Annotated in this window: 23 protein-coding genes; 16 read left to right on the top strand and 7 right to left on the bottom strand. The window is 66.5% G+C overall.

The window, feature by feature from the left end:
• Nucleotides 1–19 precede the first annotated feature (19 nt).
• A complete protein-coding gene (locus tag KAK11_RS00900) occupies nt 20–1,582 on the bottom strand; it encodes a right-handed parallel beta-helix repeat-containing protein (protein WP_210805229.1) in 1,563 nt (520 codons plus the stop codon).
• A gap of 173 nt (nt 1,583–1,755) precedes the next feature.
• On the opposite strand from KAK11_RS00900, the gene radA reads away from it, so the two are divergent.
• The 12 genes from radA (at nt 1,756) to KAK11_RS00840 (ending at nt 11,951) form a co-directional block, all read left to right on the top strand.
• Nucleotides 1,756–3,123 (top strand): DNA repair protein RadA, encoded by a 1,368-nt coding sequence (gene radA / locus KAK11_RS00895; RefSeq protein WP_210805227.1) that lies wholly within the window; start codon nt 1,756–1,758, stop codon nt 3,121–3,123.
• Entirely contained in the window at nt 3,120–4,163 is a 1,044-nt protein-coding gene (locus tag KAK11_RS00890) for an NAD(P)H-dependent flavin oxidoreductase (protein WP_310737717.1), read from the top strand. Before radA ends, KAK11_RS00890 begins: the two co-directional genes overlap by 4 nt.
• Before the next feature lie 287 nt (nt 4,164–4,450).
• Nucleotides 4,451–5,137: a DUF3348 family protein gene (locus KAK11_RS00885; RefSeq protein ID WP_210805225.1), complete on the top strand. Its 687-nt coding sequence runs from the start codon at nt 4,451–4,453 to the stop codon at nt 5,135–5,137.
• A gap of 43 nt (nt 5,138–5,180) precedes the next feature.
• Nucleotides 5,181–7,652 carry a coiled-coil domain-containing protein gene (locus KAK11_RS00880; protein WP_210805223.1) on the top strand — a complete coding sequence of 824 codons (2,472 nt, stop codon included), beginning with the start codon at nt 5,181–5,183 and terminating at the stop codon, nt 7,650–7,652.
• Nucleotides 7,652–8,356: an OmpA family protein gene (locus tag KAK11_RS00875; protein WP_210805221.1), complete on the top strand. Its 705-nt coding sequence runs from the start codon at nt 7,652–7,654 to the stop codon at nt 8,354–8,356. Before KAK11_RS00880 ends, KAK11_RS00875 begins: the two co-directional genes overlap by 1 nt.
• A complete protein-coding gene (locus tag KAK11_RS00870) occupies nt 8,353–8,964 on the top strand; it encodes a DUF2894 domain-containing protein (protein WP_210805219.1) in 612 nt (203 codons plus the stop codon). Before KAK11_RS00875 ends, KAK11_RS00870 begins: the two co-directional genes overlap by 4 nt.
• 25 nt (nt 8,965–8,989) lie before the next feature.
• The gene (locus KAK11_RS00865) at nt 8,990–9,346 is read left to right on the top strand and encodes an antibiotic biosynthesis monooxygenase family protein (RefSeq protein ID WP_210805217.1); all 357 of its coding nucleotides are present in this window, start codon (nt 8,990–8,992) and stop codon (nt 9,344–9,346) included.
• Nucleotides 9,347–9,450: 104 nt separating this feature from the next.
• Entirely contained in the window at nt 9,451–9,891 is a 441-nt protein-coding gene (locus KAK11_RS00860; protein ID WP_210805215.1) for a hypothetical protein, read from the top strand.
• Nucleotides 9,892–9,959: 68 nt separating this feature from the next.
• Nucleotides 9,960–10,886 (top strand): branched-chain amino acid transaminase, encoded by a 927-nt coding sequence (locus KAK11_RS00855; RefSeq protein WP_210805213.1) that lies wholly within the window; start codon nt 9,960–9,962, stop codon nt 10,884–10,886.
• A 27-nt stretch (nt 10,887–10,913) separates the two neighbouring features.
• On the top strand, nt 10,914–11,117 hold the full coding sequence (locus KAK11_RS00850; protein ID WP_210805211.1) for a zinc-finger domain-containing protein: 204 nt from the start codon (nt 10,914–10,916) through the stop codon (nt 11,115–11,117).
• A complete protein-coding gene (locus KAK11_RS00845; RefSeq protein WP_210805210.1) occupies nt 11,117–11,473 on the top strand; it encodes an ArsC family reductase in 357 nt (118 codons plus the stop codon). Before KAK11_RS00850 ends, KAK11_RS00845 begins: the two co-directional genes overlap by 1 nt.
• A 112-nt stretch (nt 11,474–11,585) precedes the next feature.
• Nucleotides 11,586–11,951: a hypothetical protein gene (locus KAK11_RS00840; RefSeq protein WP_210805208.1), complete on the top strand. Its 366-nt coding sequence runs from the start codon at nt 11,586–11,588 to the stop codon at nt 11,949–11,951.
• Between the two features lie 25 nt (nt 11,952–11,976).
• On the opposite strand, the gene KAK11_RS00835 is transcribed toward KAK11_RS00840, so the two are convergent.
• Nucleotides 11,977–13,848, bottom strand: coding sequence for a glucokinase (locus KAK11_RS00835; RefSeq protein ID WP_210805206.1), 1,872 nt, complete (start codon nt 13,846–13,848; stop codon nt 11,977–11,979).
• Between the two features lie 94 nt (nt 13,849–13,942).
• Here KAK11_RS00835 and KAK11_RS00830 point away from each other — a divergent pair, with 94 nt between their 5' ends.
• Both KAK11_RS00830 and KAK11_RS00825 read left to right on the top strand, forming a co-directional pair.
• A complete protein-coding gene (locus KAK11_RS00830) occupies nt 13,943–14,338 on the top strand; it encodes a VOC family protein (RefSeq protein WP_210805204.1) in 396 nt (131 codons plus the stop codon).
• 22 nt (nt 14,339–14,360) lie between these two features.
• Entirely contained in the window at nt 14,361–14,666 is a 306-nt protein-coding gene (locus tag KAK11_RS00825; protein WP_210805202.1) for a GIY-YIG nuclease family protein, read from the top strand.
• A gap of 33 nt (nt 14,667–14,699) precedes the next feature.
• On the opposite strand, the gene KAK11_RS00820 is transcribed toward KAK11_RS00825, so the two are convergent.
• From KAK11_RS00820 to KAK11_RS00800, 5 genes are all read right to left on the bottom strand, one after another.
• Nucleotides 14,700–15,677, bottom strand: coding sequence for a glucokinase (locus tag KAK11_RS00820; RefSeq protein WP_246498187.1), 978 nt, complete (start codon nt 15,675–15,677; stop codon nt 14,700–14,702).
• 197 nt (nt 15,678–15,874) lie between these two features.
• A complete protein-coding gene (gene malQ / locus KAK11_RS00815; protein ID WP_246498186.1) occupies nt 15,875–17,449 on the bottom strand; it encodes a 4-alpha-glucanotransferase in 1,575 nt (524 codons plus the stop codon).
• A gap of 29 nt (nt 17,450–17,478) precedes the next feature.
• Nucleotides 17,479–19,617, bottom strand: coding sequence for a glycogen debranching protein GlgX (gene glgX / locus KAK11_RS00810; RefSeq protein ID WP_210805200.1), 2,139 nt, complete (start codon nt 19,615–19,617; stop codon nt 17,479–17,481).
• Between the two features lie 9 nt (nt 19,618–19,626).
• Nucleotides 19,627–21,873: a 1,4-alpha-glucan branching protein GlgB gene (glgB, locus tag KAK11_RS00805; RefSeq protein ID WP_210805198.1), complete on the bottom strand. Its 2,247-nt coding sequence runs from the start codon at nt 21,871–21,873 to the stop codon at nt 19,627–19,629.
• A gap of 24 nt (nt 21,874–21,897) precedes the next feature.
• Nucleotides 21,898–24,375 carry a glycogen/starch/alpha-glucan phosphorylase gene (locus tag KAK11_RS00800; RefSeq protein WP_210805196.1) on the bottom strand — a complete coding sequence of 826 codons (2,478 nt, stop codon included), beginning with the start codon at nt 24,373–24,375 and terminating at the stop codon, nt 21,898–21,900.
• A gap of 241 nt (nt 24,376–24,616) precedes the next feature.
• On the opposite strand from KAK11_RS00800, the gene KAK11_RS00795 reads away from it, so the two are divergent.
• Nucleotides 24,617–25,774, top strand: a complete 1,158-nt coding sequence (locus tag KAK11_RS00795; RefSeq protein WP_210805194.1) for an ABC transporter ATP-binding protein — start codon at nt 24,617–24,619, stop codon at nt 25,772–25,774.
• Nucleotides 25,771–26,946 carry a maltose/maltodextrin ABC transporter substrate-binding protein MalE gene (gene malE, locus KAK11_RS00790; RefSeq protein ID WP_210805192.1) on the top strand — a complete coding sequence of 392 codons (1,176 nt, stop codon included), beginning with the start codon at nt 25,771–25,773 and terminating at the stop codon, nt 26,944–26,946. The genes KAK11_RS00795 and malE overlap by 4 nt, the downstream gene beginning before the upstream one ends.
• Nucleotides 26,947–26,948: the final 2 nt, after the last annotated feature.

Here is a 26,948-nt window from a genome sequence, read left to right as displayed (position 1 = left end):
CGAGTGTAGTGGGCGCGGCTCAAGGCGCCGTGTAGTAGGCGCCGAAGAAGCTGTAGCCCGCCTGCGGGGCCGTCCCCTGCAGGTCATTGCCGGTGGGTGTGAGGCCATTGCGGCTGGGCTTGCGGGTGAGCTTCAGGCCGTGGCTCAGCGGGGCATTGAGGTCACTGAAGGACAAGGCCTCCACGCCGTTGCCGCTGCTGCCCAGCAAGGCATCCACCTCACTGGCGCTGCGGGCTGTGCTGCTGCCCTTGCGCACCACGGCGGTGGCCTCTGGGTGGGGCACCCACAGATTCGGCCCGATGCTGTTGGGATTGGCTGCGGTGGCCGCATCAATCGTCAGGCCTGCGGCGCCACTGCGCGTCGGCACGATCAGGTTGTTGTAGACCCGGTTGTTGGCATTGCGCAAGCTGCCGGCGGCGGAGCTGCTGAGAATCAGGTCGCCCGCTGCGCTGGCCGCGCGGCCTTGGTCTCGGGCATTGCCGATCAAGGTGTTGTTGTGCGCTTCGTTGTTGACGGCGTCAAACAAGATCAGGCCCGCGCCATCATTGCCCCAGGCCACGTTGTAGGCAATCACATTGCCATCGCACCATTGGTCGGCTTGGATGCCATTGCCGTCCCAGTGCAGCAACTGGTCCACATTGTTGAAGCTGAAGTTGTAGCGGATGACGTTGTTGTCACCGGTGTTCTCGGCCGCATTGCGGCTGAAGAGGTGGATGCCCGAGGCCCCACCAATGCCGCGACCGCTTTCGCTCACCACATTGCGCTCAATCACGTAATGCGAGGTTTGGATCTCGATGCCGTGGTGGCCGTTGCGGCGGATGGTGTTGCCCGCCACGCGTGAGGTGGCGGCCTGCGCGGTGTTCTCTACCGCAATGGCTACGCCGTGGGTTTCGTTGTCCTCAATCAAGTTGTCGACGATCTGCAGGCCTTCGCCCGCGCCATCGCTGATGTTCACGCCCATATAGGACTGCTTGAGCGTGTTGCCCTCAATGGTGATGTGGTGGCTGCCGCGCCGGATCACGACCGCGCCCCACGGCGAGCCGCTGACCACAAAGCCTTTGAGCTTGACATGGGCCGCGCCTTGGAAATCAAAGGAGCTGTTCACCACCGGTGGGTTGCTGGTGTCGGCCGCGCGCACTTCAATGGGCTGTGCCGCTGTGCCTTGGCTGGTGATGGTGATGGGGCCTGCCTGTGCACCAGGCCCGACCACGATCAAGGCGCCAGCGGGCAAGGTGGCCCAAGGCACGGCCTGCAGGCTGGCCCGCACGGTGGCGCCAGCCGGTGCACTGCTGGCCGGCCCGACCCACACCACGGCCGTGGGCGGCGGTGTGGGGGCCGGTGTGGGTGCAGGGGCGGGTGCGGGTGTTGGTGCGGGGGAGGGCGCCGGCGCAGGCGCTGGTGCCGGCGAGGGGGCCGGTGCAGGGCTTGGGCCTCCGGCATTGGGGTCCGGGCTGCCGCCGCCGCCGCCGCCACAGGCTTGCAGGCCCAAAAAGCTCACGCACAGCATCAGCCAAGCCAAGCGAGACCACCGTGTGGTGGAAGAGGGCGTGCGTCGTGGCGTGACGAGTCGAGTGTGTGGCATGAGACAACAGGGCAGGTGAGCCAATGTACGGCGTGTCAGGTGCGCCAAAGGGGCGGCCGCCAAACCGGCAAAGTGCTGAGCCTGTACTCTGACAGAGAACGCTGCCCACTGCTGCGAGAATGGCGCGGACTTTGCCCGGCTTCTCGCCAGCTTCACACCTGCTTACCTTTCCAATGTCCCGCGTCAAGACCCTCTACACCTGCAACGAGTGCGGCGGCACCAGCCCCAAGTGGCTCGGCCAATGCCCGCACTGCAAGGCCTGGAACACGCTGGAAGAAGGGGTGGCTGAGCCTGCAGCGGGGCCGTCCAAAAACCGTTTCACCGCGCTGGCCAGCTCGCAGCCTGTCACCACCTTGGCGGCCATTGAGGCCTCGGATGTGGAGCGCACGCCCACGGGGCTGGATGAGCTGGACCGCGTCTTGGGCGGCGGCATTGTGGAGGGCGGTGTGGTGCTGATCGGTGGCGACCCCGGCATTGGCAAATCCACCTTGCTGCTGCAGGCCGTAGAGGCCTTGAGTGCCCGCATTCCTGTGCTCTATGTCACGGGCGAAGAGTCGGCCGCGCAAGTAGCGATGCGGGCGCGGCGCATGGATTTATCCGGCCAGCAGGTGCGCGTGGTGGCCGAGATCCACCTGGAAAAAATCCTCGCCACCATTGAGGCGGAGCGCCCCAGCTTTTGCGTCATCGACTCCATCCAAACGCTCTACTCCGACCAGCTCTCCAGCGCGCCGGGCTCGGTGGCCCAGGTGCGCGAGTGCGCGGCCCAGCTCACCCGCGTGGCCAAGGCGCGCAACTGCGCCATGGTGCTGGTCGGCCATGTCACCAAAGAAGGCGCGCTGGCCGGCCCACGCGTGCTGGAGCACATCGTCGACACCGTGCTCTATTTCGAGGGCGACACCCACAGCAGCTTCCGCTTAGTACGAGCCATCAAGAACCGCTTTGGCGCCGTCAATGAGATCGGCGTGTTTGCGATGACCGAGCGCGGGCTCAAAGGCGTCTCCAACCCCAGCGCCATCTTTTTGTCCACGCATGACGAGCCAGTGCCCGGCTCTTGCGTCTTGGTGACGCTTGAAGGCACGCGGCCCTTGTTGGTGGAGATCCAGGCCTTGGTGGACAGCGGCGGCCCCAGCCCGCGCCGCCTGAGCGTGGGCCTGGACCGCGACCGCCTGGCCATGCTGCTGGCGGTGTTGCACCGCCATGCGGGTGTCTCTTGCGCCGATCAAGACGTGTTTGTCAACGCTGTGGGCGGCGTGCGCATCACCGAGCCGGCGGCTGACCTGGCCGTGATGCTGGCCATCCAAAGCAGCTTGCGCGGCAAGCCCCTGCCGCGCGGCTTCATCGCCTTTGGCGAGGTCGGCTTGGCGGGCGAGGTGCGGCCCGCGCCACGCGGCCAAGAGCGCCTCAAAGAAGCCGCCAAGCTGGGCTTCTCGGTGGCCGTGGTGCCGCGCGCCAATGCGCCCAAAAAGCCTATTGAGGGGCTCACCATTCATCCAGTCGACCGCATCGAGCAAGCGATTGATGTCTTGCGGGGGCTGCTGTGATCCAGCTCGGCCGCGTGGCCCTGCCCACGCCCATCATCCAAGCGCCGATGGCCGGCGTGCAAGACGCACGCTTGGCCCTCGCGGTGATGGACGGTGGCGGCTTGGGCTCGCTGCCAGCCGCGATGTTGGCGCCCGAGGCCTTGGCTGTACAAATGCATGCCCTGGCCGATGGCGCGCGCGGCCGCCCGTGGGCGGTCAACTTCTTCTGCCACACGCCCCCGGTGCATGAGCCTGCGCGGGAAGCGGCTTGGCTGGCGCACCTGGCACCGCACTATGCGGCCTGGGGGGTGGCGGCGCCCGCGCTGCCGCTCAGTGCTGCGCGCCAGCCTTTCAGTGCGGAGTCTGCCGCCTTGGTCGAGGCCTTGCGCCCGCCTGTGGTCAGCTTTCATTTCGGCTTGCCGCCTGCGGATTTGCTGGCCCGCGTCAAGGCCACCGGCGCGGTGGTGATGTCTTCGGCCACCACGGTGGACGAAGCACGCTGGCTGCAAGCCCAGGGCGCCGATGTCGTGATTGCCCAAGGCCTGGAAGCCGGAGGCCACCGAGGCCACTTCTTGAGCGAGGACTTGAGCCTGCAAGGCGACACCCTGGCGCTGCTGCCCCAGGTGCGGGCGGCGGTCAGCGTGCCGGTGGTGGCCGCCGGGGGCATTGCCGACGCTGCTGGGGTGGCGGCTGTGCTATCCCTGGGCGCGGTGGCCGCGCAGGTTGGCACGGCCTATCTGTTGTGCCCGGAAGCCACCACCTCGGCCCTGCACCGAGAGGCCTTGCAAAGCCCGGCTGCCCAGCAGACTGCACTGACCAACCGCTTTACCGGCCGGCCTGCGCGGGGCATCGTCAATGCCTTCATGGCAGAGGAGCCCATGAGCCCGCTGGCCCCGGCCTTCCCTTTGGCCACGGCAGCCCTGGCCCCCTTGCGGGCGGCGGCCGAGGCCCAAGGGCGCTGTGACTTCACGCCCTTGTGGGCCGGGCAAAATGCAGCCCTCTTGCGCACGGGCCAGCCCCTCAGCGCCGCCGCGCTGACCCAGCGCCTCAACCCGCTGTGAAGAACATGACCCCTAAGCCTAGAAACGGCAGTTGACCGCTTTGCTCCGCATGCAAGTCCTTCTCACTACTGCAAAATGTGTTCACGACCATGCTCACCGCTTGGGTGAGGGCGCTACACGGTCGCCAGCCCCGCGCTGCGACGCGCCAGCGGCGTTGCTCCTCCTTGCGGGCACAGGCCCGCTGCGTCGTCGCGCCTTGCTGGCGCACCGCATCACGGCACTTTCGACCGTGTCCAACTGCCGTTTCTAGGCTAAGGGCTCTGCAGCCGCAGAGCGAAGGATGACTTTTGCGCTTCAATGACTCTCTACTGGTGCGCCATTTGGCGAGCTTGGCCCCTGGAGTGCCGGCCCCTGCCCCTGCCGACCCCGGCGTGGCGCAGCGCATGGCGCAGTGGCTGAATGTGGCGGACGCCATCACCTTGCATGCGGCGCAGCAAAGTGTGGCCCAGACGCCGACGCTGCCCAAGGCCCAGCAGGGCAAGGTTGCGGCCGCAGACTTGCAGCAGGCGTTGGAGCGCACGCGCCACACCCTGCGCGCCAGCATCACCCGCCGCGAAAAGACGCTGGACACTGAGTACCCGCTCTACCACCAGCGCTACCAAGACGAGCAACGCCGCATGGAGATGAGCGTGCAGGCCTTGCGCGAGCATGTGCGCCAAGGCCTTCTTGCACAATCCTCGCCGCGCTTGGCGCAGTTGGTGGCCATGGACACCCTGCTGGGCCAGATGCTGGCTGCGCGCGAGCAGCGGCTGCTCGCTGGTGTGCCCAGCTTCTTAAAAACACGTTATCAGCAACTGCGCACTCAACATCAGCCCGCCGCTGCCGATGGCCCTGCCCAAGCCCTGGTGCCCGTGCACCCGCAGGCCGCTTGGCTGGCTCAATTTGTCAACGAGTTTGAGCAGACCCTGCTCGCCGAGTTGGACCTGCGTCTGCAGCCCATCCTCGGTTTGCTCGAAGCCCTTGCCCAAGAGTGAGTGGCGACACCCGACCTGACCTGATATGCATGCTTCTTCTTCGATGAATCGACCCCTTCTTGCCCTGCTGTTCGCCGTGGGTCTGCTGGCCATTTTGGGTGTGGCGGCGGCGCTGGCCGGCTCCAGCCCGCTGGGACTGGTGATGACGCTGGTGATTGCCGGTGTGTATGTGCTGGGTGCCATGGAGGTCCGACGCTTTGCCCAAGCCACTCAGGGCTTGAGCCAGGCGCTGCAAGACATGCCGCCCTCCCTCGCCCGCCTGGAGGAGTGGCTGGGGCGGGTGCCCCCCGCGTTGCAAGCGGCGGTGCGCCAGCGCGTCACCCAAGAGCGCGGCCAGCTCCCGGGCTTGGCGCTCACGCCTTACCTGATTGGCCTCTTGGTGATGCTGGGCATGCTCGGCACCTTTTTGGGCCTGGTCTTCACCTTCAAGGGCACGGTGTTTGCGCTGGAAGGCTCGGCCGATTTGGCCGCCATGCGCGCCGCGCTGGCCGAGCCCATCAAGGGCTTGGGCCTGGCGTTTGGCTGCTCGGTGGCGGGCGTGGCGGGCTCGGCGCTGTTGGGTGTGATGACCACCTTGGCACGGCGCGACCGCGCGCACGCCCTGCGCGCCTTGGACGATGCGGCCGCCACCACGCTGCGACCCTTCTCACTGGCCCAGCAGCGCGAGGCCACCTTCTTGGCCCTGCAGCAGCAAGCCCAAGCTCTGCCGGACATGGCGCGCCAGATGCAAGCCCTGCCGGAGCTGGCCCTGCACCTGCAGGCCTTGCCCCAAGTGGCGCAGCAGGTGGAGGCGCTGATGAGCCAACTGGCCGCGCGCAGCCAACAGATGGACGAGCAACTGCTGGCTCGCCAAGCCCAGTTCCACCAAGAGGCCACCACCGCCTACAGCAGCTTGGCCCAGAGCGTACAGCACAGCTTGAGCCACAGCATCGACACCGCCGCCAAAGCGGCCCACGAGAGCCTGCAGGCCACGGCCCAAGCCGCCACCCAGACCTTGCAGCCCATGCTGCAAGAGACCTTGGCTCAGATGGCCGCCGAGTCGCAGCGCTTGCACGAGCGGGTCAGCGCTGTGGTGCAAGCCCAGTTGGACGGCTTGGCCCAGCAGTTCAGCCACAGCACCGCCCAGACCCACCAGACCCTGGCCCAAACGCTGACCCAACATCAGCACAGCAGTGCCCAGATGCAGCAGGCTTGGGAGGCGGCGTTGGCCCGTTTTGCCGGCAGCTTTGAGGAGCGCGCCCAAGCGCTGATGGCCCATCTGCACAGCTCGACCACCGAGGCCCAGGCAGAGCAGCACGCCCGCTTGGAAGCGCTGCAGCAGGCCTGGGCTCAAGCTCAGTCTCAGCAAGAACGCGGCAGCAGCAGCTTGCTGGCGGGGCTGGAGGGCGCTCAAGCCCGCTGGGCTGCGCACTTTGATGAGCGCGCCACGGCGCTATTGGCCCAATTGCAGGCCGCAGGGGCCCAGGTCCAAACCGAGCAGGTCCAAGCCCAAGCGCAGCAGCAGCAGGCCTGGACGAACAGCCTGCAGGCCCTGACCCAGGCGCTGAAAGCTGAGTGGCAGCAACTCAGCGCGCACACTCTGGCCCAGCAGCAGCAGGCCAGCCAGGCCGTCGCGCAGACGGCGCAGCAGCTCAGCGAGCAGGCGCAAGCGCAGTCGCAGCAGCTGCTGGCGCAGGTCACCCAGCTCCTTCAGCAGTCTGAAGGTTTGGTGCAGGCGCGCACCGCCTCGGAGGCCCAGTGGGAGCAAGGCCAGCGGCAGCAGATGGACGAGCTGGCCACGCTATGGCGCAGCGAGCTCTCCGCCCTGCGCGAGCAAGAAGACCAGCGCGGCCAAGCCGCAGTGCAACGCCTGGGCACCTTGCAGGCTGAGCTGGCCAGCCATGTGTCCACCCAGCTCGCCACGCTGGGCGCCGCGCTGGAAGCCCCGATGACGCGCCTGATGCACACCGCCTCTGAAGCGCCCAAGGCGGCCGCCGAAGTGATTGCCCAACTGCGCCAGGAGATGAGCCAGTTGGCCGAGCGCGACAACCACACCTTGCAAGAGCGCCACAGCCTGGTGGCCCAGATCAGCGAGCTGCTCAGCAGCGTGCAGCACACCACCGCCCAGCAGCGTGACGCCATTGAAACCCTGGTGAGCGCGGCCTCTGCCACCCTGCAGCAAACCAGCCAGCAGTTCACCCAAACCCTGGGGGCTCAGGCCGAACGCAGTGAAGCGCTGGCCGCACAAGTGGGCGCCAGTGCTGCGGAGTTGGCGGCGCTGGGCGATGCCTTCCACCAAGGCGTGATGCTGTTCGGCAGCAGCAATGAGCAACTCATGGCCAGCCTGCAGCGGGTGGAGAGCGCCTTGGCGCAATCCATGTCGCGCAGCGACGAGCAACTGGCCTACTACGTGGCCCAGGCGCGCGAGGTCATCGACCTCAGCCTCAGCGCCCAGCAAAGCATCGTCGAAGACCTGCGCCAACTGCGCCCGGCCCGGGGCACTCAAGCGCCGCTGCCTCTGGGGGTTGAAGGGTGATGGGCGGGGTGGGGCTGGACGACGCCGACGACGACAGCGGCGACGCCACCAACGCGCCCATTTGGGCCGTGTTTGGCGACCTGATGTCGGGCCTGCTCGGCGTGTTTGTGCTGGTGCTGGTGGGCGTGATGGTGGTGCAGATGGACCTGGTGGCCAGCCTGCAAGCCGAGGTGCACAAGCGCGAGCAAGAAGAGGCCCGCCGCATGGCCCTGGAAAAGGCCTTGGCCGGTCCTCTGCAAAGCGGCCGCGTCACCCTGAACGATGGCCGCATCGGCATCAGCGGCGCCGTGCTGTTTGCCCTGGGCTCGGACGAGCTGCGGCCGGAAGGCCGCCAGGTGCTGCAAAGCCTGGTGCCGCCGCTCAAGGTGTACTTGGCCGAGCGCGACGAGATGCTGATGGTCAGCGGCTTTACCGACGACAAAGCCGTGCAGCAGGGCAGCAAAAAGTTTGCCGACAACTGGGAGCTGTCGGCCCAGCGGGCCTTGACGGTGACCCGCGCGTTGATTGAGGAAGGCATGCCGCCTTCGCAAGTGTTCAGCGCTGCCTTTGGCGCCGAGCAGCCAGTGGCCTCCAACGCCGACCCGCAAGGCCGCGCCCTCAACCGCCGGGTGGAGATGGCGCCAGTGCCACGGGTGGCGCGCAAGCCTGCGGCGGCTGCCTCGGCCTCAACCACGCCAACCGCTTCCGCAGCCTCTGCGCCATGAGCACCGCTGCGCCATCGTCCCCTCAGGCATTACCGGACGTGCAGGCGGCACTGCAGGCCTTGCGCCAAGCCGGTGCCCCGCGCTGGGAGCCGCTGCGCTGGCAGTATGTCGCCTCACTGGCCGAGCGCCTGCAGGCGGCTCCACTGGGCCAGCAGGCCTTGCTGCAAGCCAAGCTGGCGCAAGGCCTAGCCGATTGCCAAGCGCGCCTGGCGCAACGCCCGCCAACTGCACAACCCGGCGCCAAGCCCAAGCGCCCGCCCAGTGCCCTGGCCCAACTCAACCAAGCCGTGGCCCAAGCCGCTGCTGGGGGTCTGCCGGGCGGGCCTAGCGCGACCCAAGCCAGGCCCGAACTGAAAAGCGCCCAGCGCTTTCGCGAAAGCTGGGCCGTGCTGTGTGCCGAAGAGGTGGTCGACCAAGCCTCCACCCAAGCCCCACAAAACGCCGGGCCACTGAACGCCCACAGGCTGGTGCTGCACACCCTGGGTCTGCTGCGCGACCTCTCCCCCGACTACCTGCGCCGCTTCTTGACCCACACCGAAACGCTGATGTGGCTGGAGGGGCAGCAGGGGCGCGCGGCGGCGGGTGGGGCCCCAAAGACGCGGCGGTGAGGGCCGCTGCAGCGACAATTGCGCCATGCAAACCCCCGCCCCACCCTACTACGCCGTCATCTTCACCAGCCAGCGTACCGCCGTCGATGACGGCTATGGCGACACCGCAGAGCGCATGGTGGCGCTGGCGGCCCAGCAGCCGGGCTACTTAGGCGTGCAGAGCGCGCGGGGGGCGGATGGGCTGGGGATCACGGTCTCCTATTGGCGCAGCTTGGAAGACATTGCGGCCTGGCGCAAACACGCCGAGCATACCGACGCGCGCAATGATGGCCGGGCGCGTTGGTACAGCCATTACGAAACCCGCATCACCAAGGTGGAGCGGGCCTATGCTTGGGACGCGGCCTCGGGGCAGGCGCCTGCCGAAGCCTCTCGGCCAGATTGAGGCTGCGGGCCGATGCACGCACGGCCTAATCTCAGCAAAACGCGCAGCAGAGTACGCAGCACAGCACGCACAGAACACAGCACGACAGCAGGAAAGAACAAGCGATGGACAAGCGAGTAGGTTGGGCCCTGGCCGTGTTGGCGGTGTTTGTGGGCTGGTGGCAATGGGGCGGCTATGGTGTGGTGTTGGCGCTGACGGTGGTGGTGTTTTGGCTGCTGCTGCAGTTCTACCGCGCGCTGCGGGTGATGCAGGCGGCGGGCGCCGCACCGGTGGGCCATGTGGCCAATGCGGTGATGCTGCATGCGCGGCTGAACACCGGCATGACCTTGCTGGAGATCCTGCCGCACACGCGCAGCCTGGGGCAGAAGCTGAGTGACCCGCCCAATGAGGCCTTTGCCTGGACGGACGCCAACGGTGACCGGGTGGAAGTGACGCTGGTCCATGGCCGCTTGACCCAGTGGCAGCTGATCCGGGCGGCAGCGCCTGAGGCGGAGGCTGCGGCGGGGGCCGACGCGGCGCAAGCTCCGGCTCAGCCCGGCGCCTAAAATCGGCGGTTTCGGGCCAACCGAACCGATTTATTCTTTTTCAAACTTCTTCAAGGGGCAGACGCACCATGGGCATGGACGACCGCGACGGCAAGATCTGGATGGACGGGCAGATGGTGGACTGGCGCGACGCCAAGATCCACGTGCTGAGCCACACGCTGCACTATGGCTGCGGCGCCTTTGAAGGCGTGCGGGCCTACAAGACGCCCAAGGGCACGGCCATCTTCCGCCTGCGCGAGCACACCGAGCGGCTGATCAACTCGGCCAAGATCCTGCGCATGAAGATCCCCTTCACGGTGGAGCAGCTCGAAGAAGCCCAAAAAGCCGTGGTGCGTGAAAACGGCCTGGAGACCTGCTACTTGCGCCCTCTGACCTGGATCGGCTCTGAAAAGCTGGGCGTCAGCCCCAAGGGCAACAAGATCCACTGCATGGTCGCGGCCTGGGCCTGGGGTGCGTACCTGGGTGAGGAAGGTCTGAAGCGCGGCATCCGCGTCAAGATCAGCAGCTACACCCGCCACCATGTGAACATCACCATGACCCAAGCCAAGGCGGTGTCCAACTACACCAACTCCATCCTGGCGAACATGGAGGCTACCGACGATGGCTATGACGAAGCCATGCTGCTGGACTCGGCCGGTTTTGTCTCTGAAGGTGCGGGCGAGAACCTGTTTGTCATCAAGAACGGCGTGGTCTACACGCCTGATCTGTCGGCCGGTGCGCTCAACGGCATCACCCGCAACACCATCTTCCACATCTGCCAAGACTTGGGCCTGAAGCTGGTGGAAAAGCGCATCACCCGCGACGAGGTCTATATCGCCGATGAGGCCTTCTTCACCGGCACCGCCGCTGAAGTCACGCCCATCCGCGAGCTGGACCGCATCGAGATCGGCAGCGGCTCACGCGGCCCCATCACCGAGAAAATCCAAGCGGCCTTCTTTGACATCGTCAATGGCCGTAACGACAAATACGCCCACTGGCTGACCTTGGTCGCCTGAGATCAACCCCACTCAAGAGAAGCTGCCATGAGCGAACAAGCTGTTGTTGAAGTCACCGCCGCCGAGCTGCAAGGCCCCGGCGTGATCGCCTGCCCCAACCCCAAAATGGCCCTGTGGAGCACCCACCCGCGCGTCTTTGTGGACCTCTCGCATAACGGCGAGGGTAAGTGCCCTTATTGCGGCACGGTTTATCGCCTGAAGGCGGGCGAGAAGATCGCCCACGGTCATTGATGACCACGCTCTACGGCATCCCCAACTGCGACACCGTCAAAAAGGCCCGCGCCTTTTTGACCGAGCAGGGGCATGCCCACAGCTTTCATGACTTCAAGAAGGCCGGCGTGCCCGCTGAGCGCCTGCCCGCCTGGGTGGCTGCGGTGGGCTGGGAGAAGCTGCTGAACCGCCAGGGCACCACCTGGCGTAAGCTGCCGCCCGAGGTGCAAGCCCGGGTAGTGGATGCCGACTCGGCCATGGCGTTGATGCAAGAGCAGCCCAGCGTCATCAAGCGCCCGGTGGTGGAGTGGCCCCAGGGCCAAGTCAGCGTGGGCTTTACGCCCGCTCTTTTCGCCGATTTGCTCAGCGCAGCTTGAGTCCGCCTTGAGGCTTTCTTGAGCCGAGCGGCCGACGTCTCTGAAACACTGGCCTCAGCGCCTTGCGAGTGCAAGGCTACTCTGTGCCACATTCAAACGAGAGAAGACGTCGATGAGAAAACTCCTGACAACGCTGGCGCTGTGCGCCGTGGCCAGCACGGGCTGGGCTCAAACCGCCACCGAGCTGGTGGGCACTTGGCAACTGGTGGGCCTCAAAGACCCCAAGGGCAAGACCTTGAACATCGAAGAAGCCTTCGGCACCAAGCAGGTGTTTCAAGTCTTCGCGGCGCCCAATGGTTTTGAAGGCGTGGTGGGCGATCAGCGAGCGCGTGGCACCTGGGCGCTGTCACCCGACAACAAGACGCTGACCGTCAAGGTGGAGCACATGTTGGTGAAGTTTCGCATCGAGAGCTTCACGCCTCAGACCCGCGTGATCTACGCCGACGAGCTGGGCACGCTCAGCTACGAAAAGCGCTGAGCCTTTTGCCTCTGCCGCCCAGGCTTCAGCGGCTGTGCGTGGTCAGCCGCGCCAGCGGCAAAGAGGCCGACACGCCCGGCTGGACCGACTTGGCTGGCAAGCTGCCCGCGCCGTCATAGGTCGGGTTCTCACCGCTGCGGCGCAAGGCCACGCCCACGGCCAAGATGTCGATGGCCAGCAGTTGCAGCACGCGGCTGACCATGGGCAGATGCGTGGAGACATCTTCCTCATGGTCCACCGGCAGCACCACGTCTGAGCGCTTGGCCAGCGGCGAGTGGCTGGAGGTGATCGCAATCACCTTGGCGCCGCGTTGGTGCGCCACTTCCACCATGTCCAGCAGGTCTTGCAGCGTGCCGCTGCCCGAGATCGCAATCACCACATCGCCGGGCTCCAGCACGGCCGCGCTCAGGCTTTGCACGCGCGGGTCGGTGCAGGTGCTGGTGGGCAGGCCTAAGCGCAAGAACTTGAATTGAGCGTCCTGCGCCACCATCGCAAAGTGGCCTTGCGCATGCAGCTCGATCCGGTGGGCGCCGTCCAGCAAGGTGATGGCGCGTTCAATCGCCTCGCGGTTGAGCTGCTCGCGCACCCGCAAGATGGCGGCTGCCGTGTTGGACAAGACTTTCTCGCCCAGCTCCACCGTGCTGTCTTGGCCGGTGACCTGGGTGTGGGTGATGGGGATGGTGCCCGTCAGGCCCGAGGCCAGGCGCAGCTTGAAGTCCGACAGGCCTTCGCAGCCCAGCGAGCGGCAAAAGCGGATCACCGTGGGCTGGCTCACATCGGCCGCGCGGGCAATGTCGGCAATGGGTGCATTCAGGGCTGCGCGCGGGTGGGCCAGCACATGCGAGGCCACGCGCTTCTCGGCCGGGGAGAGCTTGTCTAAGGAGCGACGAATCTGCTCCAAGATGGCACCGCCCACCCGCGTTTCCAGCGTGCGCAGTTGCGCATCCAAAATGGCCGACACGCCCATGAAGGTGGCGTTGTTGGCGGTGATCACATAGGTGGGGATGGCCCGCACATAGTCGCTGAAGCGGCCGCGCTCTTCAAAGCGGGCGCGGAAGGGCGAGCGCTCGAAATAATCGCCCAGGCGCGGCACGATGCCACCGCCGATGTAGACGCCGCCAAACGCCCCCAGCGTGACGGCCAGGTTGGAAGCCGCTGTGCCCAAGATGCCGCAGAAGGTGTCCACCGTGTCGCGGCACAAAGGGTCCACCCCGCTCAGCGCACGCTGGGTGATGTCGGGTGCTGTCAGCGGCGGCAGAGCTTGGCCGCCTTGCTCGGCCAGCGCGCGGTAAATCAGCTCCAGGCCGGGGCCCGAGCACAGGCGTTCAAACGAGACATGGCCGTACTGCTTCCAGGCATGGCGCAGGATGGCGATCTCGCGCTCATCGCGCGGCGAGAAGCTGCCGTGGCCGCCCTCGGTGCCCAGCGCCACCCAGCCGCCCGAGGCCGGGATCAAGCCCGACAGTCCCAAGCCCGTGCCCGCCCCCAGCACGCCCACCACACTGGGCTCACGCGGCACCCCATGGCCAATGGCGCGGCGCTCATCGGCCGAGAGGCGCGGCACGGCCATGGCCAGCGCGGTGAAGTCATTCACCACCACCAGGGTCTCAAAACCCAGTTGCTCACGCGTCTGCTCAATCGAGAACTGCCAGTGGTAGTTGGTCATGCGCACCAAGTCCCCGTCCACCGGGTTGGCAATCGCAATGCCCGCATGGCGGATGGCCGTCGGCTCCTCCAGTGTGGCCAGATAGGCCTGCACCGTGCTCAAAAAATCCGCATGCTCGGCACAACGCAAGGAAGCCACCTGCTCCAGGTGGCCCGGCGCGGTCTCCAGCGCAAAGCGGGCAAAGGTGCCGCCAATGTCGGCAATCAGACGGGGGCTGTCATAGGCGCTCATGGGGGGATTGTCGCTGCTGTGAACTGCCCGCAGTTCTACCACTTGCCAGGGCTCGCGCCGCCGCATACAAACGACGCTTCATTGAAAGGACACCATGCTCAACCACGTCATGCTCGGCTCCAACGACATCGAGCGCTCCAAGCGCTTTTACGACGCCGTCCTTGGTGTCTTGGGGGCCGGTGAGCCCATCCGCAACGTGGCCCCCTCCGGCCACACCCGGCTGTTCTATCGCCACGACGGCAGCACCTTTGGCATCAGCGAGCCCATCAACGGCGAGCCTGCCACCTATGCCAACGGCGGCACCATCGGCTTCAAGTGCCACTCGCCCGAGCAGGTCAAAACCTTTCACGACGTGGCCGTGGCCCACGGCGGCCAGTCCATCGAGCAGCCCCCCGGCTTGCGCTCCGGCAGCATGGGGGACTTGCACCTGTCCTATGTGCGCGACCCGGATGGGAACAAGCTGTGCGCGATTTATAGGGTGAAGGCTTGAGAAAGTGTCCGCAGCGCCCTGCATGAAGGTGATTTACAAAATCACCTATCCGAACGGAAAAATCTACGTCGGGAAAGATGCTACGGACAGCATCAATTACTTCGGGAGCGCCAGTGACGCACTCATTGCCAAAGACTTCACCCGCGAACAGCGTCGAGACTTCCAGGTTCGTAAGCAAATTCTTTGGGAGTCTGAAGTTGCCACGCTGCAAGAGCTGAATCGCAAAGAGATTGAGTTCATTTTGGCCTTGCGGGCCAACCATCCGCAGGTCGGGTACAACCAGTGGCCCAAACCTCAAGAAAGTAGGCAGGATCAAGCCGCTGAGTGACCCCTGCAGCGTCCTTGGGCTTTAGAGGCCTCCTCAATCATCCAAGGAATGCCCCGCCCCAATCAGCGCTGGGTTGTTGGCGGTGATGACCCAGGTGGGGATTTGGCGCAGGTAGTCGGTGAAACGGCCTTTTTGCTCGAAGCGCTCGCGGAAGGCGCTGGCTTCGAAGGCGTCGCCCAGGCGGGGCACGATGCCGCCGCCCACATAGATGCCGCCGCGTGCGCCCAGGGTCAGGGCCAGGTTGCCGGCCACATTGCCTAGGAAGCTGCAGAACAGGTGCACGGCCTCGACACACGTCGGGTTGGAGCGCAGTTGGGCGGCCTCGGTCACATCTGCTGGGCTCAGGCGCAGCGTAGGTGCGCCGTCCAATTGGCACAGGGCTTCGTAGAGATTGACCAGGCCTTGGCCGCAGACGGCGCGCTCGGCCGAGGCATGGCCAAAGCGCTGGCGCAGCACGGCCAGCACCGCAGCTTCGCGGTCATCCGTCGCAGCCAAGGTCACGTGGCCGCCTTCACCGGCCACGGGCACATAGTGGCCATCGCGGCCACAGACCAAGCCGGCCACTCCCAGGCCGGTGCCGGGGCCCAGCACGCCAATCGGCTGGCCCAGCACGGGCTGGCCACCACCCACGGCGCGGCGGTCTTGCGGGCCCAGCACATCCAGGCTGGCGGCCAGGGCGGCAAAGTCGTTCAGCACCACCAAGCGCTTCACGCCCAACTCGGCCTGCAAGGCGGTGGTCGAGAACGCCCAATGGTGATTGGTCATGCGCACTTCATCGCCGGTGACGGCGGTGGCAATGCCAAAGGAGACGGCGGCCGGCGTGGGGTGTTGGTGTTCGGCCAAGTAGTGCTGGATCACCGCCGCCATAGAGGCGTAGTCGGCACAGGGGTAGGTGGCCACATGGGTCAGCGCCGCGCCAGGCGCAGCCTGCCAAGCCCAGCGCGCATTGGTGCCGCCGACATCGCCGACCAGTCGCGGAAAGAGAGGCTCCAGAGCGCCGAGCATGTTCATGAGATCCAGCGGCGCCCAGCAGCAAGAGGCCCAGCGACGCGATGTAGTTTAGGTACGCGCGCAATGGTACCAAAGCCCCGGCTCAGCGCTCTATAAGGGAGAGCACTGTCTTGGGGGCCAAGGTGGCGGCTTGGTGGCCGTAATCGTGATGTAACTCGACTACGTGTCACCGGCGGCGGTGCGGGGTGGGGCGGGGCTCAGCCCAGCCGCCCGCTGGTCTTGGCCATCAGGCCCAAGACGCGGCCAGGTTCAGGGCCGACCATGTGCCAGGTAAAGCGCCAAGCCCAGTTGGGCGAACCCATGGTGCCGGGCACATTCATGCGGTGCGTGCTGGGCAGGCCCAGCACGTCTTGCAGCGGGAAGATGGCCATGGCCGACACCGAGTTGCAAGCGGCGCGCATCATGGCCCAGTGCACATCATGCGGGCCGCAGGCCAGGTAGGTGCCGGCAAAGTCGCGCTCGGCATCGGTCGCGTTGTCCCACCAGCCCCGCGCGGTGTCGTTGTCGTGGGTGCCGGTGTAGACCACGCTGGCTGGGGTGTAGTTGTGCGGCAGGAACTCATGCGTGCCGTCACCCCCAAAGCCGAACTGCAGAATCTTCATCCCCGGAAAGCCGCAGGCGTCGCGCAGCGCAATCACATCCTCGGTGATGAAGCCCAGGTCTTCGGCCAAGATGGGCAGCGGGCCCAAGGCGCGCTCGATGGCCTCAAACAAGGCCTTGCCGGGGCCAGTGCGCCAGGTGCCCACGGTGGCGTCGGGCGAGCTGGCGGGAATAGCGTAATAGCCGGCAAAGCCGCGGAAATGGTCAATGCGGAAGACATCGGCCTGCCCCAGGGCGCGGGCCATGCGGGCAGACCACCACGCATAGTCTTCCTCGGCCATCTTCTCCCAGTTGTAGAGCGGGTTGCCCCAGCGCTGGCCCAGGGGGCCCATATCATCGGGCGGGCAGCCGGCCACGTCTAGGGGCTGGAACTGCGCATCCAGCTCATACAGGTCGGGGCGGGCCCAGCAGTCGGCGCTGTGGTGGGCAATGAAGATGGGCAGGTCGCCCATGATGGCAATGCCCTTGCTGTTGGCATAGGCCTTGACCTCGGCCCACTGCCAGTCAAAACACCATTGCACAAACTGCCAGAACTGGATCTCGGCCGCATGCTCTTTGCGCGCCTTGGCCAGGGCTTTGGCGTCGCGGGTGGCCAGCGGCTTTGCCCAGGTCCACCAGGGCTGGCCTTGGGCCGCCGTCTCCAGGGCCATGAAGAGGGCGTAGTCGTCCAGCCAAGAGGCCTGCTCTTGGCACCACTCGGTGTAGCTGGCTTGGTCGGCCGCGCTGGCCGCCGCCACAAAGCCGGCGTGCGCTTGGCGCAGGTGGGCCATGCGCCAGGGCACGACCTTGCCAAAGTCGGTGCGATGGGCGTCAAAGCCGCCCTCGGGCAAGACCGGCGCAGACATCCAGCCCCGAGCCATCAAGGGCTCAAAAGCCACCATCAAGGGGCTGCCTGCAAAGGCCGAGACGCTTTGGTAAGGGCTGTCGCCAGGGCCAATGGGCGTGGTGGGCAGCAACTGCCAAATGGTCTGCTTGGCGCTGGCCAGCCAGTCGACAAAGTGCAGGGCGCTGGGCCCGAAATCACCCGTGCCATGCGGCCCGGGCAGGGAGGTGATGTGCAGCAGCACACCGGAGCGCCGTGTAGCAAGGTTCATGGGCAGGCGGGGGGTGGAGGTGTGAAGCGCAGGCAGCGCTGTGGTGGCTTTGGAGGCGGCGGGTGCGGAGGATGCCATGGCAGGGTCTCGCAAAGAGGGAGTGGGTGTCAGATGGGGCAGTGCTCAGCCACCCGCAGGCTGCGCGCTGGCAGCTGCAAAGTACCGCGCACCGGGCTGGGGTGGGGCTCGCCGCTGCTGCACAGGGCCACGCGCCACAGCGCGTCGTCGGGCAGGTGCAGGGTGCAGGGCGTGTCATCGGGGTTAAAGGCCAGCAACAAGGTGGGCTGGCTCGCGCCGGGGGCGGTGTAGATGCCCGCAAAAGCGGCACCGGGGCTATGGGCCGAGTGGTGCCACTCGTGCAGGTTCAGCTCATGGCCGGCGGGGTGGCGCCAGTGCACGCGGCTGGCGGCTTGCGGCGCGGCCTCGGCCGCGTGCCAGGGGCGAGGCCAGAGGTCGGTGTGCAGCGCGGGCAGGCGCCGGCGCAGCGCCAGCACTTCAGCCACAAAGTCCATCAAGCCTGTGTCGGCCTGCGCCCAGTCCAGCCAGGTGGTGGGGTTGTCTTGGTTGTAGGCATTGTTGTTGCCGCCTTGGCTGTTGGCCAGCTCGTCGCCCGCGCACAGCATGGGCGTGCCATGGGCCAGCAGCAGGCTGGCCAGCAGGGCGCGGCGGGTGCGCTCGCGCCGCCACAGCACCTCGGGGTCGCTGCTCGGGCCTTCGGGGCCAAAGGGCTGGCAGAGCTCGCCGTCGCGGCCGTCGCGGTTGCCTTCGCCGTTGGCTTCGTTGTGCTTGCCTGCATAGCTCACCACATCATGGGTGGTGAAGCCGTCGTGCACGGCAATGAAGTTGATGCTGGCTGAAGGGCGCCGCTGGCTGGGCCCAAACACCGTGCTGCTGGCGCAAAAGCGCTGCGCCATCTGGCCCCGGTTCACGCCGCTGTTGAGCCACCAGCCGCGCTGGGTGTCTCGGAACTTGTCGTTCCACTCCATGAAGGGCGGCGGAAACTGCCCGAGCTGATAGCCGTCGCCCGACGCGTCCCAGGGCTCGGCCACCATCAGCGCCTGGCTCAGCAGGGGGTCTTGGCGCAGGGCCGTGAAGAAGGCGGCCTCGGGGTTGAAGCGGCCGCTGCGGTCGCGGCCCAGCACCGGGGCCAAATCAAAGCGGAAGCCGTCGACGCCCATCTCCCGCACCCAGTAACGCAGAGAATCGAGCACCCAGCGGCTCACCAGGGGGTGGGCCACATTCAGGGCATTGCCGCAGCCCGTCAGGTTGCGCAGCCGCGCCGGGGCGTCTGGCTCATGGGCATACCAGTGGCGGTTGTCCAGCCCGCGCCAGCACAGCGTGGCGCCTTGCTCGCCGCCTTCCGGCGTGTGGTTGTAGACCACGTCCAGCACCACCTCCAGGCCTGCGGCATGCAGGCTGGCCACCATGGCGCGGAACTCGCTGGCCGCCGCGCGTGGATCATTCGGCGTGGTGGACCAGCGTGGGTCCACGCTGAAAAAGCCCAGGGTGTTGTAGCCCCAGTAATTGGGTAGGCCCAGGGCTTGTAAATGGGGCTCCGACAAGCACTGCTGCACCGGCAGCAGTGACAGCGTGGTCACGCCCAAGCGCTGCCAGTGGGCGATGGCGGCCGGGTGGGCCATGCCGGCATAGGTGCCGCGCAAGGCGGCGGGGATCTCGGGGTGCTGGGCGCTGAAGCCTTTGACATGCACCTCGGCCATCACGCGCTGCGCGGCGGCCACACGCGGCCGGTTATGGTGGCCGGGGGCGTCGGCCGCGGCCGGGGCCACGCGGCTTTTGTGGGCCAGCGCGGCGTTGTCGCGCTCATCGCGCTGGTGGGGGTTGTGGGCGGCATGGCCCAGGTGCTCGTCGCGCCAGGCAAAGCCCTCGGTGGGGGCGATGATCTCGCGGCCCCAAGGGTCCAGCAAGAGCTTGGCCGGGTTGAAGCGGTGGCCTTGCTCCGGTGCCCAAGGGCCCTGCGCCCGCAAGCCATAAACCAGGCCCGGCCCCGCACCGGGCAAAAAGCCATGGAACACGCCGGCAAAGGGGCCGTGCAGCGGCCAGCGGGCCAGCTCGCTGCGGCCATCCGCGCTGAAGACGCACAGCTCGATGCGCTGGGCATGGTCCGACCACACCGCAAAGTTCACCCCGCCGTTCATGGGCGTGCTGCCCAGCGGCTCGGGGTGGCCTTCCTGCAGCGTTTGCACGGCCAGCACAGCGGAGGGGTCGAAGACTGAAGCGACGGACATCGGTTGTGCTCAGGCCGCAGGGTGCAGGAACAAGGTGGCCAGGGGCGGCAGGGTCAGCACCAGCGAGGCCGAGCGGCCATGCGAGGGCAAGGCCTGCACCACCTGCGGCGCAGAGGCATTGCCGGTGTCACTGCCGCCATAAAGGCTGGCGTCGGTGTTCAGCACCTCCACCCAGGCGCTGGCGCCGCCCTCGTCGGGCCCGGGCACGCCGATGCGGTAGCCCACGCGCGGCACGGGCGTGAAGTTGCACACCACCATCAGCGGCTGCCCTTGGGCATCTCGGCGCAGCCAGACATAAACGCTTTGCGCATCGTCATCCACCACCAGCCACTCAAAGCCTTGCGGGCTGTCGTCGCGCTGGTGCAGGGCCGGTGTGTGGCGCAGCAGGTGGTTCAAGTCCCGCACCAGGTGCTGCACGCCTTTGTGCGTGCGCTGTTGTAGCAGCGGCCAAGGCAGGGCTTCGTCGCTGCGCCACTCTGTGTCTTGCGCAAACTCCTGGCCCATGAACAGCAGCTTCTTGCCGGGGTGGCCCCACATAAAGCCGAGGTAGGCGCGCACATTGGCAAAGCGCTGCCAAGTGTCGCCAGGCATCTTGCCCAGCAGCGAGCCTTTGCCATGCACCACCTCGTCGTGCGAGATGGGCAGGGCGTATTTTTCAGAGAAGGCGTAGGTCAGGCCAAAGCGCATCTTGTCGTGATGCCAGCGGCGGTACACCGGGTCTTCGTGGATGTAGGCCAGGGTGTCGTTCATCCAGCCCATATTCCACTTGAAGTGAAAGCCCAAGCCATGCTCGGGCGGGGCGGTGACACCGGGGAAGGCGGTGGACTCTTCGGCCACCACGATGGCGTCGGGCACCAGGGCGCGCAGCGTGCCGTTGATGTGGCGCAGCAGCGAGATCACCTCCAGGTTCTCGCGCCCGCCGTAGATGTTGGGCACCCACTCGCCCGCGTTGCGCGAGTAGTCGCGGTAGAGCATGGACGCCACCGCATCCACCCGCAGCCCGTCCACGCCAAACACCTCCAGCCAGTACAGCGCATTGCCGCACAAGAAGTTGCGGACTTCGTTGCGGCCAAAGTCGTAGATGGCGGTGTTCCAGTCGCGGTGAAAGCCCTCGCGCGGGTCGGCGTATTCAAACAGCGGCGCGCCATCAAACTGCGCCAGGCCGTGCGCGTCGGTGGGGAAGTGGGCGGGCACCCAATCAAGGATCACGCCCAGCTCGGCGGCATGGCAGGCCTGCACAAAGCGCGCAAAGCCCGCCGCATCACCAAAGCGTGCAGTGGGCGCGAACAAGCCCAGGCATTGATAACCCCAAGACGGGTCATAAGGGTGCTCGGCAATGGGCATCAGCTCCACATGCGTGAAGCCCAGGCTGGCGGCATAGCCGGGCAGCTCGGCGGCCAGGCGGTCCCAGTCGAAAAAGCCTTGTGCATCGGTGCGGCGCCAAGAGCCGACATGCACCTCGTAGATGCTGATCGGCGCGTCGGCCCGCTGCCGCATGGCGGCTTGGGGCCAGCGGGGCGCCGGCGGCGTGAGGGCGGGGGCGATGCGGCTGGCATTGGCGGGGCGCAGGTCGGCCGCGCGGGCAAAAGGGTCGGCCTTCAAGGGCAGCAAGTGGCCTTGGGCGCTGACGATCTCAAACTTATAGGCTTGGCCCACCTGCGCATCGGGCACAAAGACCTCCCACACACCCGCCTCCACGCGGCGGCGCATGGGGTGGCGGCGGCCGTCCCAGCCGTTGAAGTCGCCCACCACGCTGACCCGCTGGGCATGCGGTGCCCACACCGCAAAGCGCACGCCGTCCACGGCTTGCTCGCTGTGCAAGGGCGCCAGGCTCATGGGGTGAGCTCCCAGCATCTGCCAGGGTCGCAACAAGCGGCCTTCGCGCCATGCGATCAGGTCGGCCTCATCCAACAGCAGGCCAAAGGCATAAGGGTCGGGCAGTGTTTGGGTGAGCGGGCCGCTGGCGCTGGGCCAGGTGATGCGCAGCAGATAGGCGGGCTTGTGGCCCGCTGAGCTCAGCTTGGCGCGGGTCTTGGGCAGCTTGGCCTCGAACACGCCCTCAGGGTGCACGGCCTGCAGTGTGCCCAGCACTTTGTCGCCCGCTGCATTCAGCACCTCCACGCCCAAGGCCCCAGGCTGCACGGTGCGCACCCACAGCGCGCCTTGCTCGTCCGCATGCAGGCCCAGCACCGCGAAGGGGTCGGGGTGGCGGGCTTGGATCAGGGCGTTGAGCGCGTCGGCGGTGAGGGCGGGCATGAGGCAGCAGGGGTCAGCGAAGGATCAGCGTGGGGCAGGGGGCAGGCTTTGGGCAGACCAGACGCGCTCGACGTACTCGGCCACCGTGCGGTCAGACGAAAAGCCGCCCATGCCCGCGATGTTGAGCACGGCCTTGCGGCCCCACTCGGCGGGGTCCGCATACAGCGCATCCACGCGCTCTTGGGCGGCGAGATAGTCGGCAAAGTCGGCCATCAGCAGATAGGTGTCGCGCTGGGTCAGGCTGTCCACCAGCCAACGATAACGCTCAGCATCGCCCTGCGAGAAGGTGCCGTCGCCAATGGCGGCCAGCACGCGCTGCAGGCGGCGGTCTTGCTCGATGTAGAGGCGCGGGTCGTAGCCCAGGGCTTTGAGTTGGTCCACGGCTTCGGTGCGCAGGCCAAAGATGAAGAAATGCTCTTCGCCCACGGCTTGGGCCATCTCGATATTGGCGCCGTCCCAGGTGCCAATGGTCAGCGCGCCGTTGAGGCTGAACTTCATATTGCCGGTGCCCGAGGCCTCGGTGCCAGCGGTGGAGATTTGTTCAGACAAATCGGCCGCCGGCATGATGATTTCGGCCAGGCTGACGCCGTAGTTGGGCAGATAGGCCAGCTTGAGCTTGTCGCCCACGCGCGGGTCGCTGTTGACCACGCGGGCAATGTCATGCGCCAAGGCAATGATGCCCTTGGCTGCGTGATAGGCCGAGGCGGCCTTGCCGGCCAGCACCACGGTGCGCGGCACCCAAGCAGCGTCTGGGTTGGCAATGATGGCTTGGTAGCGCGCCACCACATGCAGCAGGTTGAGCAGTTGGCGCTTGTATTCATGGATGCGCTTGACCTGCACATCGAACAAGCTGTCGGGGTTGACCACCAGGCCTAAGTCGCGGCGGATGCGCTCGGCCAGGCGCAGCTTGTTGGCGCGCTTGGCGGCTTGCACCTCGGCCACCACCTTGGCTTTCCTGGCCAGCGGCGCCAGCTTTTGCAGCTGCGCCAGGTCTTGGCGCCAGCCCGTGCCCAAGTGCTTGTCCAGCACCGTGCTCAGGTCGGGGTTGGCCTGGGCCAGCCAGCGGCGTGGCGTGACGCCATTGGTCACGTTGTGGAAGCGTTCGGGGTGCAGGCGCGCATAGTCGGCAAACAAGGTTTGCACCATCAGCTCAGAGTGCAAGGCCGACACGCCATTGACCCGGTGCGAGGCCACCACGGCCAGCGAGGCCATGCGGACGCGGCGCTCGCCCTGCTCGTCGATCAGCGAGATGCGTTGAACCATGCCTTCGTCGGCACCGGCCGCGCGGGCTTCTTGCAGATAGCGGTGGTTGATCTCATAGATCAGCTCCAGATGGCGCGGCAGCAAGGCCTCCACCATGCGCACGGGCCAGGTCTCCAGCGCCTCGGGCATCAAGGTGTGGTTGGTGTAGGACACCGCCTCGCGGGTGATCTGCCAGGCCTCGTCCCAGTTCAGGCCATGGTGGTCCAGCAGCACGCGCATCAGCTCGGCCGGGGCCAGGGCCGGGTGGGTGTCGTTGAGGTGGATGGCCTCAAAGCGGCCCAGCTTGTCCAAGCTGCCATGCTGGCGCAGGTGGCGGGCCACCATGTCTTGCACCGAGGCGCTGACCAAAAACGCCTCTTGCTTCAGGCGCAGCAGGCGGCCGGCTTCGGTGCTGTCGTCGGGGTAGAGCACCCAGTTCAGGGTGTCGGCGGCCAACTGGTGGCGCCCGGCGGCGGCATGGTCGCCCCGGCAGAAGGCTTGCAGGTCGATGGGCTCGGCGCTGCTGGCTTGCCACAGGCGCAAGGTGGCCACGCGCTGGCTGTGGTGGGCCGGGACGATGAAGTCATGGGCCTCGGCCACCACGCGCTCGGCGGGCACCCAGCGGCGGGCACCGCCTTCGGTCACCACGCGGCCGCCAAAGCCCACGTGGTAGCGCAGCTCGGGGCGGGGCACATCCCAGGGGTCGGCCAGGCGCAGCCAGTCGTCTGGCACTTCGGCTTGGCGGCCGTCTTGAATGCGCTGGGCAAACATGCCGAAGCGGTAGCGCAGGCCATAGCCAAAGGCCGGCAAGCCCAGCTCGGCAAAGCTGTCCAAGAAGCAAGCGGCCAAACGGCCCAGGCCGCCATTGCCCAGGGCAGCGTCGGGCTCGCGCTCCAGCGCGTCGCCCAGGCTCAGAGACTCGTTGTTCAGCGCAGCTTCGACGCTGGGTGCCAGGCCCAAGGCGGCCAGGGCATTGCCCAGGGCGCGGCCCATCAAGAACTCCATCGAGAGGTAATGCACGCGGCGTGAGGTGCTCACCGCACCGGGCGCGGCGGCTTGGGCGTCTTGGGCCTGGGTGTCGGCCCAGCGCTGCAGCAGCACCTCGCGGCAAGCCAGGGCGGCGGCCGAGAACGCCGCCGGGGCAGTGGCGCTGCCTTCGGCGCCTTGCTGGGCCAGCACGCGGCGCAGCGCGGCTTCAAAGGCGGGCACCAGCGGGTTGGCGGGGGTGGCGACGGGGGCAGACGAGGTCACGGTAGACATGGCAGGGGGGATCTCCTGTTTTGACAGACGGAAGTATCGGTGTCTCGCTCCGCTTTGTGTAGTCCAAATGTAGTTTGACTACATCGGGTATTCCCGGAGTGTCTGATAAGTTATTGATTCAACGGGTAATGACCTCTTGATTTGCTAGGCTGTTTCGTTGTGAAATGCCATCTATCGCTGTACGTTGTCTACATTTGCTGCCGTCGCCCGTCTGGGCTCTCGGGGCTTGAAAGGAAGTTCTGTGGCTGAGGTTTTGCTTTCTGGTGTGCGCAAGGCGTATGGCGATGTGACCATTCTCAAAGGGGTGGATCTGCACATTCGCGATGGCGAGTTCATGGTCTTTGTCGGCCCTTCGGGTTGCGGCAAGTCCACTTTGCTGCGCACCATCGCCGGCCTGGAAGACATCACCAGCGGTGACCTCTCTATTGGCGGGCGCCGCGTCAATGACGTGCCCCCGGCCGAGCGCGGCATCGCCATGGTCTTTCAGTCCTATGCGCTCTACCCGCACATGAACCTGTTCGACAACATGGCCTTTGGCCTGAAGTTGGCGGGCATGAGCCATCAAGAGATCCACGACGCCGTGCACCGCGCCGCCAAGGTGCTGCACATCGACCATCTGCTGGACCGCAAGCCCAAAGACCTCTCGGGCGGCCAGCGGCAGCGGGTGGCCATTGGCCGCGCCATCGTGCGCAAGCCCCAGGTTTTCTTGTTTGACGAGCCGCTCTCCAACTTGGACGCTGCGCTGCGTGTGCGCATGCGCTATGAGTTTGCCAAGCTGCACGAAGAGCTCAAGACCACCATGATCTACGTGACCCACGACCAGGTCGAGGCCATGACCCTGGCCGACCGCATCGTGGTGCTGAGTGCCGGCAAGGTGGAGCAGGTGGGGGCGCCCATCGAGCTCTACGAGCACCCCTGCAATCTGTTTGTGGCGGGCTTCATCGGCTCGCCCAAGATGAACTTCCTGGCCGGCGAGATCGTGGCGGCAGATGCGGCCGGTGCGCAGGTCAGATTGGGCAACGGCGTGGTGCTGCAGGCGACGGTGAACGCCAGTGGTGCCAAGCCCGGCGACAAGGTGACCCTGGGCATTCGCCCCGAGCATCTGGCCTTGGCGGGCGCGAACGCGCATGGGGCGCAAACCTTGACCGCCCCGGTGACTTTTGTCGAGGCCTTGGGCAGCAGCACCCAAGCCTATGTGGATGTGCCCACCTGCGCCGTGGGCACCGAAACCCCCGAGCCCTTCAGCGTGCTGCTCGATGGCCGCACACCGTTGGCCGCTGGCCAAGCCCTGGCCTTTGAAGTGCCGCCCGAGTGGTGCTATGTCTTCAACGCTGAGGGCCAAGCCTATCCGCGCCTGGCGCCCAGCGCCGGGGCCATGCGCCAAGCGCGGGCCGCATGATGCGCCGCCTCTCTATGGCGCTGGCGCTGTGTGCGCTGCAGGGGGCTGCCCAGGCGGCGCCGCCCGAGTTGCTGGTCTGGATCAACGGCGACAAGGGCTATAACGGCCTGCAAAAAGTGGGCGATGCCTTCACGGCCCTCAGCGGCGTGAAGGTGGTGGTGCAACACCCCGAAGGCGCGCCCGACAAATTCCAGGCGGCCGCCGGTGCCGGCAAAGGCCCGGACATCATGTGCTGGCCGCATGACCGCACCGGCGAGTGGGCCCGCAGTGGCCTGATCGTGCCGCTGCGCCCCTCCAGGGCGGTGCGCGACGGCATTGACGAGGGCGCGTGGCAGGCCTTCACCTTCAAGGGGCAAGTGTGGGGCTACCCCTTGTCCATTGAGGCCGTGGGCCTGATCTACAACACCGCCCTGGTGCCCAAGCCGCCCAAGAGCTTTGACGAGGTCATCGCGCTGGACAAGCAGCTGAGCGCCCAAGGCAAAAAAGCCATCCTCTGGGACTACAACAAGAGCTTCTTCAGCTGGCCGCTGTTTGCTGGGGCGGGCGGCGAGATTTTTGGACGTAACGCCAAAGGTGAGCTGGACCCAAGCCAAGTGGGTGTGGCCAACGAAGGGGCGCTGAAGGCCGCCACCTTGTTGCGCCGTTTGCTTGACGACGGGGTGATGGCGCGGGGCGCGCGCTATGCCGAGATGGAAGCCGGCTTTGCCAAAGGCCAAGTGGCGATGATGATCTCCGGCCCCTGGGCCTGGGACAACGCCCGCAAGGCGGGCATCAACTTTGCCGTGGCGCCCATTCCGGGCCTCACGGCGGACAAGCCCTCCAAACCCTTTGTCGGCGTGCTGGGCTGCATGATTGCCGCGCCCAGCCCGGTCAAAGACATTGCCCGCGAGTTCCTGGAGAACCACCTGCTCAAGGTCGAGAACCTGAAGATCGTCTCGGCCGATGTGCCCCTGGGCACCCCGGCCAACAAAGCCTATTACGCCGAGCTGGCCAGCGACCCCGCCATTGCCGCCACCATGGCCAATGCGCGCCTGGGCCAGCCCATTCCCAACATCCCTGAAACCGGCCGCTTCTGGCCGGCCATGGACGCCGCGCTGGAGGCCATCACCCAAGGCCGCCAAAGCCCGGCTGACGCGCTCAAGGGCGCGGCCGCCCGCATGGAGAAACGTTGACC

This window comes from Ideonella paludis, from assembly GCF_018069865.1.
Lineage (GTDB): Bacteria > Pseudomonadota > Gammaproteobacteria > Burkholderiales > Burkholderiaceae_C > Ideonella > Ideonella paludis.
This window is presented reverse-complemented; position numbering and strand designations above follow the sequence as displayed.

What these genes read in the sequence shown, in the direction of transcription:
- KAK11_RS00900 (WP_210805229.1), bottom strand. Translation starts at nt 1,582, where the DNA reads ATGCCACACACTCGACTCGTCACGCCACGACGCACGCCCTCTTCCACC.
- radA (WP_210805227.1), top strand. Translation starts at nt 1,756, where the DNA reads ATGTCCCGCGTCAAGACCCTCTACACCTGCAACGAGTGCGGCGGCACC.
- KAK11_RS00880 (WP_210805223.1), top strand. Translation starts at nt 5,181, where the DNA reads ATGAATCGACCCCTTCTTGCCCTGCTGTTCGCCGTGGGTCTGCTGGCC.
- KAK11_RS00875 (WP_210805221.1), top strand. Translation starts at nt 7,652, where the DNA reads ATGGGCGGGGTGGGGCTGGACGACGCCGACGACGACAGCGGCGACGCC.
- KAK11_RS00870 (WP_210805219.1), top strand. Translation starts at nt 8,353, where the DNA reads ATGAGCACCGCTGCGCCATCGTCCCCTCAGGCATTACCGGACGTGCAG.
- KAK11_RS00865 (WP_210805217.1), top strand. Translation starts at nt 8,990, where the DNA reads ATGCAAACCCCCGCCCCACCCTACTACGCCGTCATCTTCACCAGCCAG.
- KAK11_RS00860 (WP_210805215.1), top strand. Translation starts at nt 9,451, where the DNA reads ATGGACAAGCGAGTAGGTTGGGCCCTGGCCGTGTTGGCGGTGTTTGTG.
- KAK11_RS00855 (WP_210805213.1), top strand. Translation starts at nt 9,960, where the DNA reads ATGGGCATGGACGACCGCGACGGCAAGATCTGGATGGACGGGCAGATG.
- KAK11_RS00850 (WP_210805211.1), top strand. Translation starts at nt 10,914, where the DNA reads ATGAGCGAACAAGCTGTTGTTGAAGTCACCGCCGCCGAGCTGCAAGGC.
- KAK11_RS00845 (WP_210805210.1), top strand. Translation starts at nt 11,117, where the DNA reads ATGACCACGCTCTACGGCATCCCCAACTGCGACACCGTCAAAAAGGCC.
- KAK11_RS00840 (WP_210805208.1), top strand. Translation starts at nt 11,586, where the DNA reads ATGAGAAAACTCCTGACAACGCTGGCGCTGTGCGCCGTGGCCAGCACG.
- KAK11_RS00835 (WP_210805206.1), bottom strand. Translation starts at nt 13,848, where the DNA reads ATGAGCGCCTATGACAGCCCCCGTCTGATTGCCGACATTGGCGGCACC.
- KAK11_RS00830 (WP_210805204.1), top strand. Translation starts at nt 13,943, where the DNA reads ATGCTCAACCACGTCATGCTCGGCTCCAACGACATCGAGCGCTCCAAG.
- KAK11_RS00825 (WP_210805202.1), top strand. Translation starts at nt 14,361, where the DNA reads ATGAAGGTGATTTACAAAATCACCTATCCGAACGGAAAAATCTACGTC.
- KAK11_RS00820 (WP_246498187.1), bottom strand. Translation starts at nt 15,677, where the DNA reads ATGAACATGCTCGGCGCTCTGGAGCCTCTCTTTCCGCGACTGGTCGGC.
- malQ (WP_246498186.1), bottom strand. Translation starts at nt 17,449, where the DNA reads ATGGCATCCTCCGCACCCGCCGCCTCCAAAGCCACCACAGCGCTGCCT.
- glgX (WP_210805200.1), bottom strand. Translation starts at nt 19,617, where the DNA reads ATGTCCGTCGCTTCAGTCTTCGACCCCTCCGCTGTGCTGGCCGTGCAA.
- glgB (WP_210805198.1), bottom strand. Translation starts at nt 21,873, where the DNA reads ATGCCCGCCCTCACCGCCGACGCGCTCAACGCCCTGATCCAAGCCCGC.
- KAK11_RS00800 (WP_210805196.1), bottom strand. Translation starts at nt 24,375, where the DNA reads ATGTCTACCGTGACCTCGTCTGCCCCCGTCGCCACCCCCGCCAACCCG.
- malE (WP_210805192.1), top strand. Translation starts at nt 25,771, where the DNA reads ATGATGCGCCGCCTCTCTATGGCGCTGGCGCTGTGTGCGCTGCAGGGG.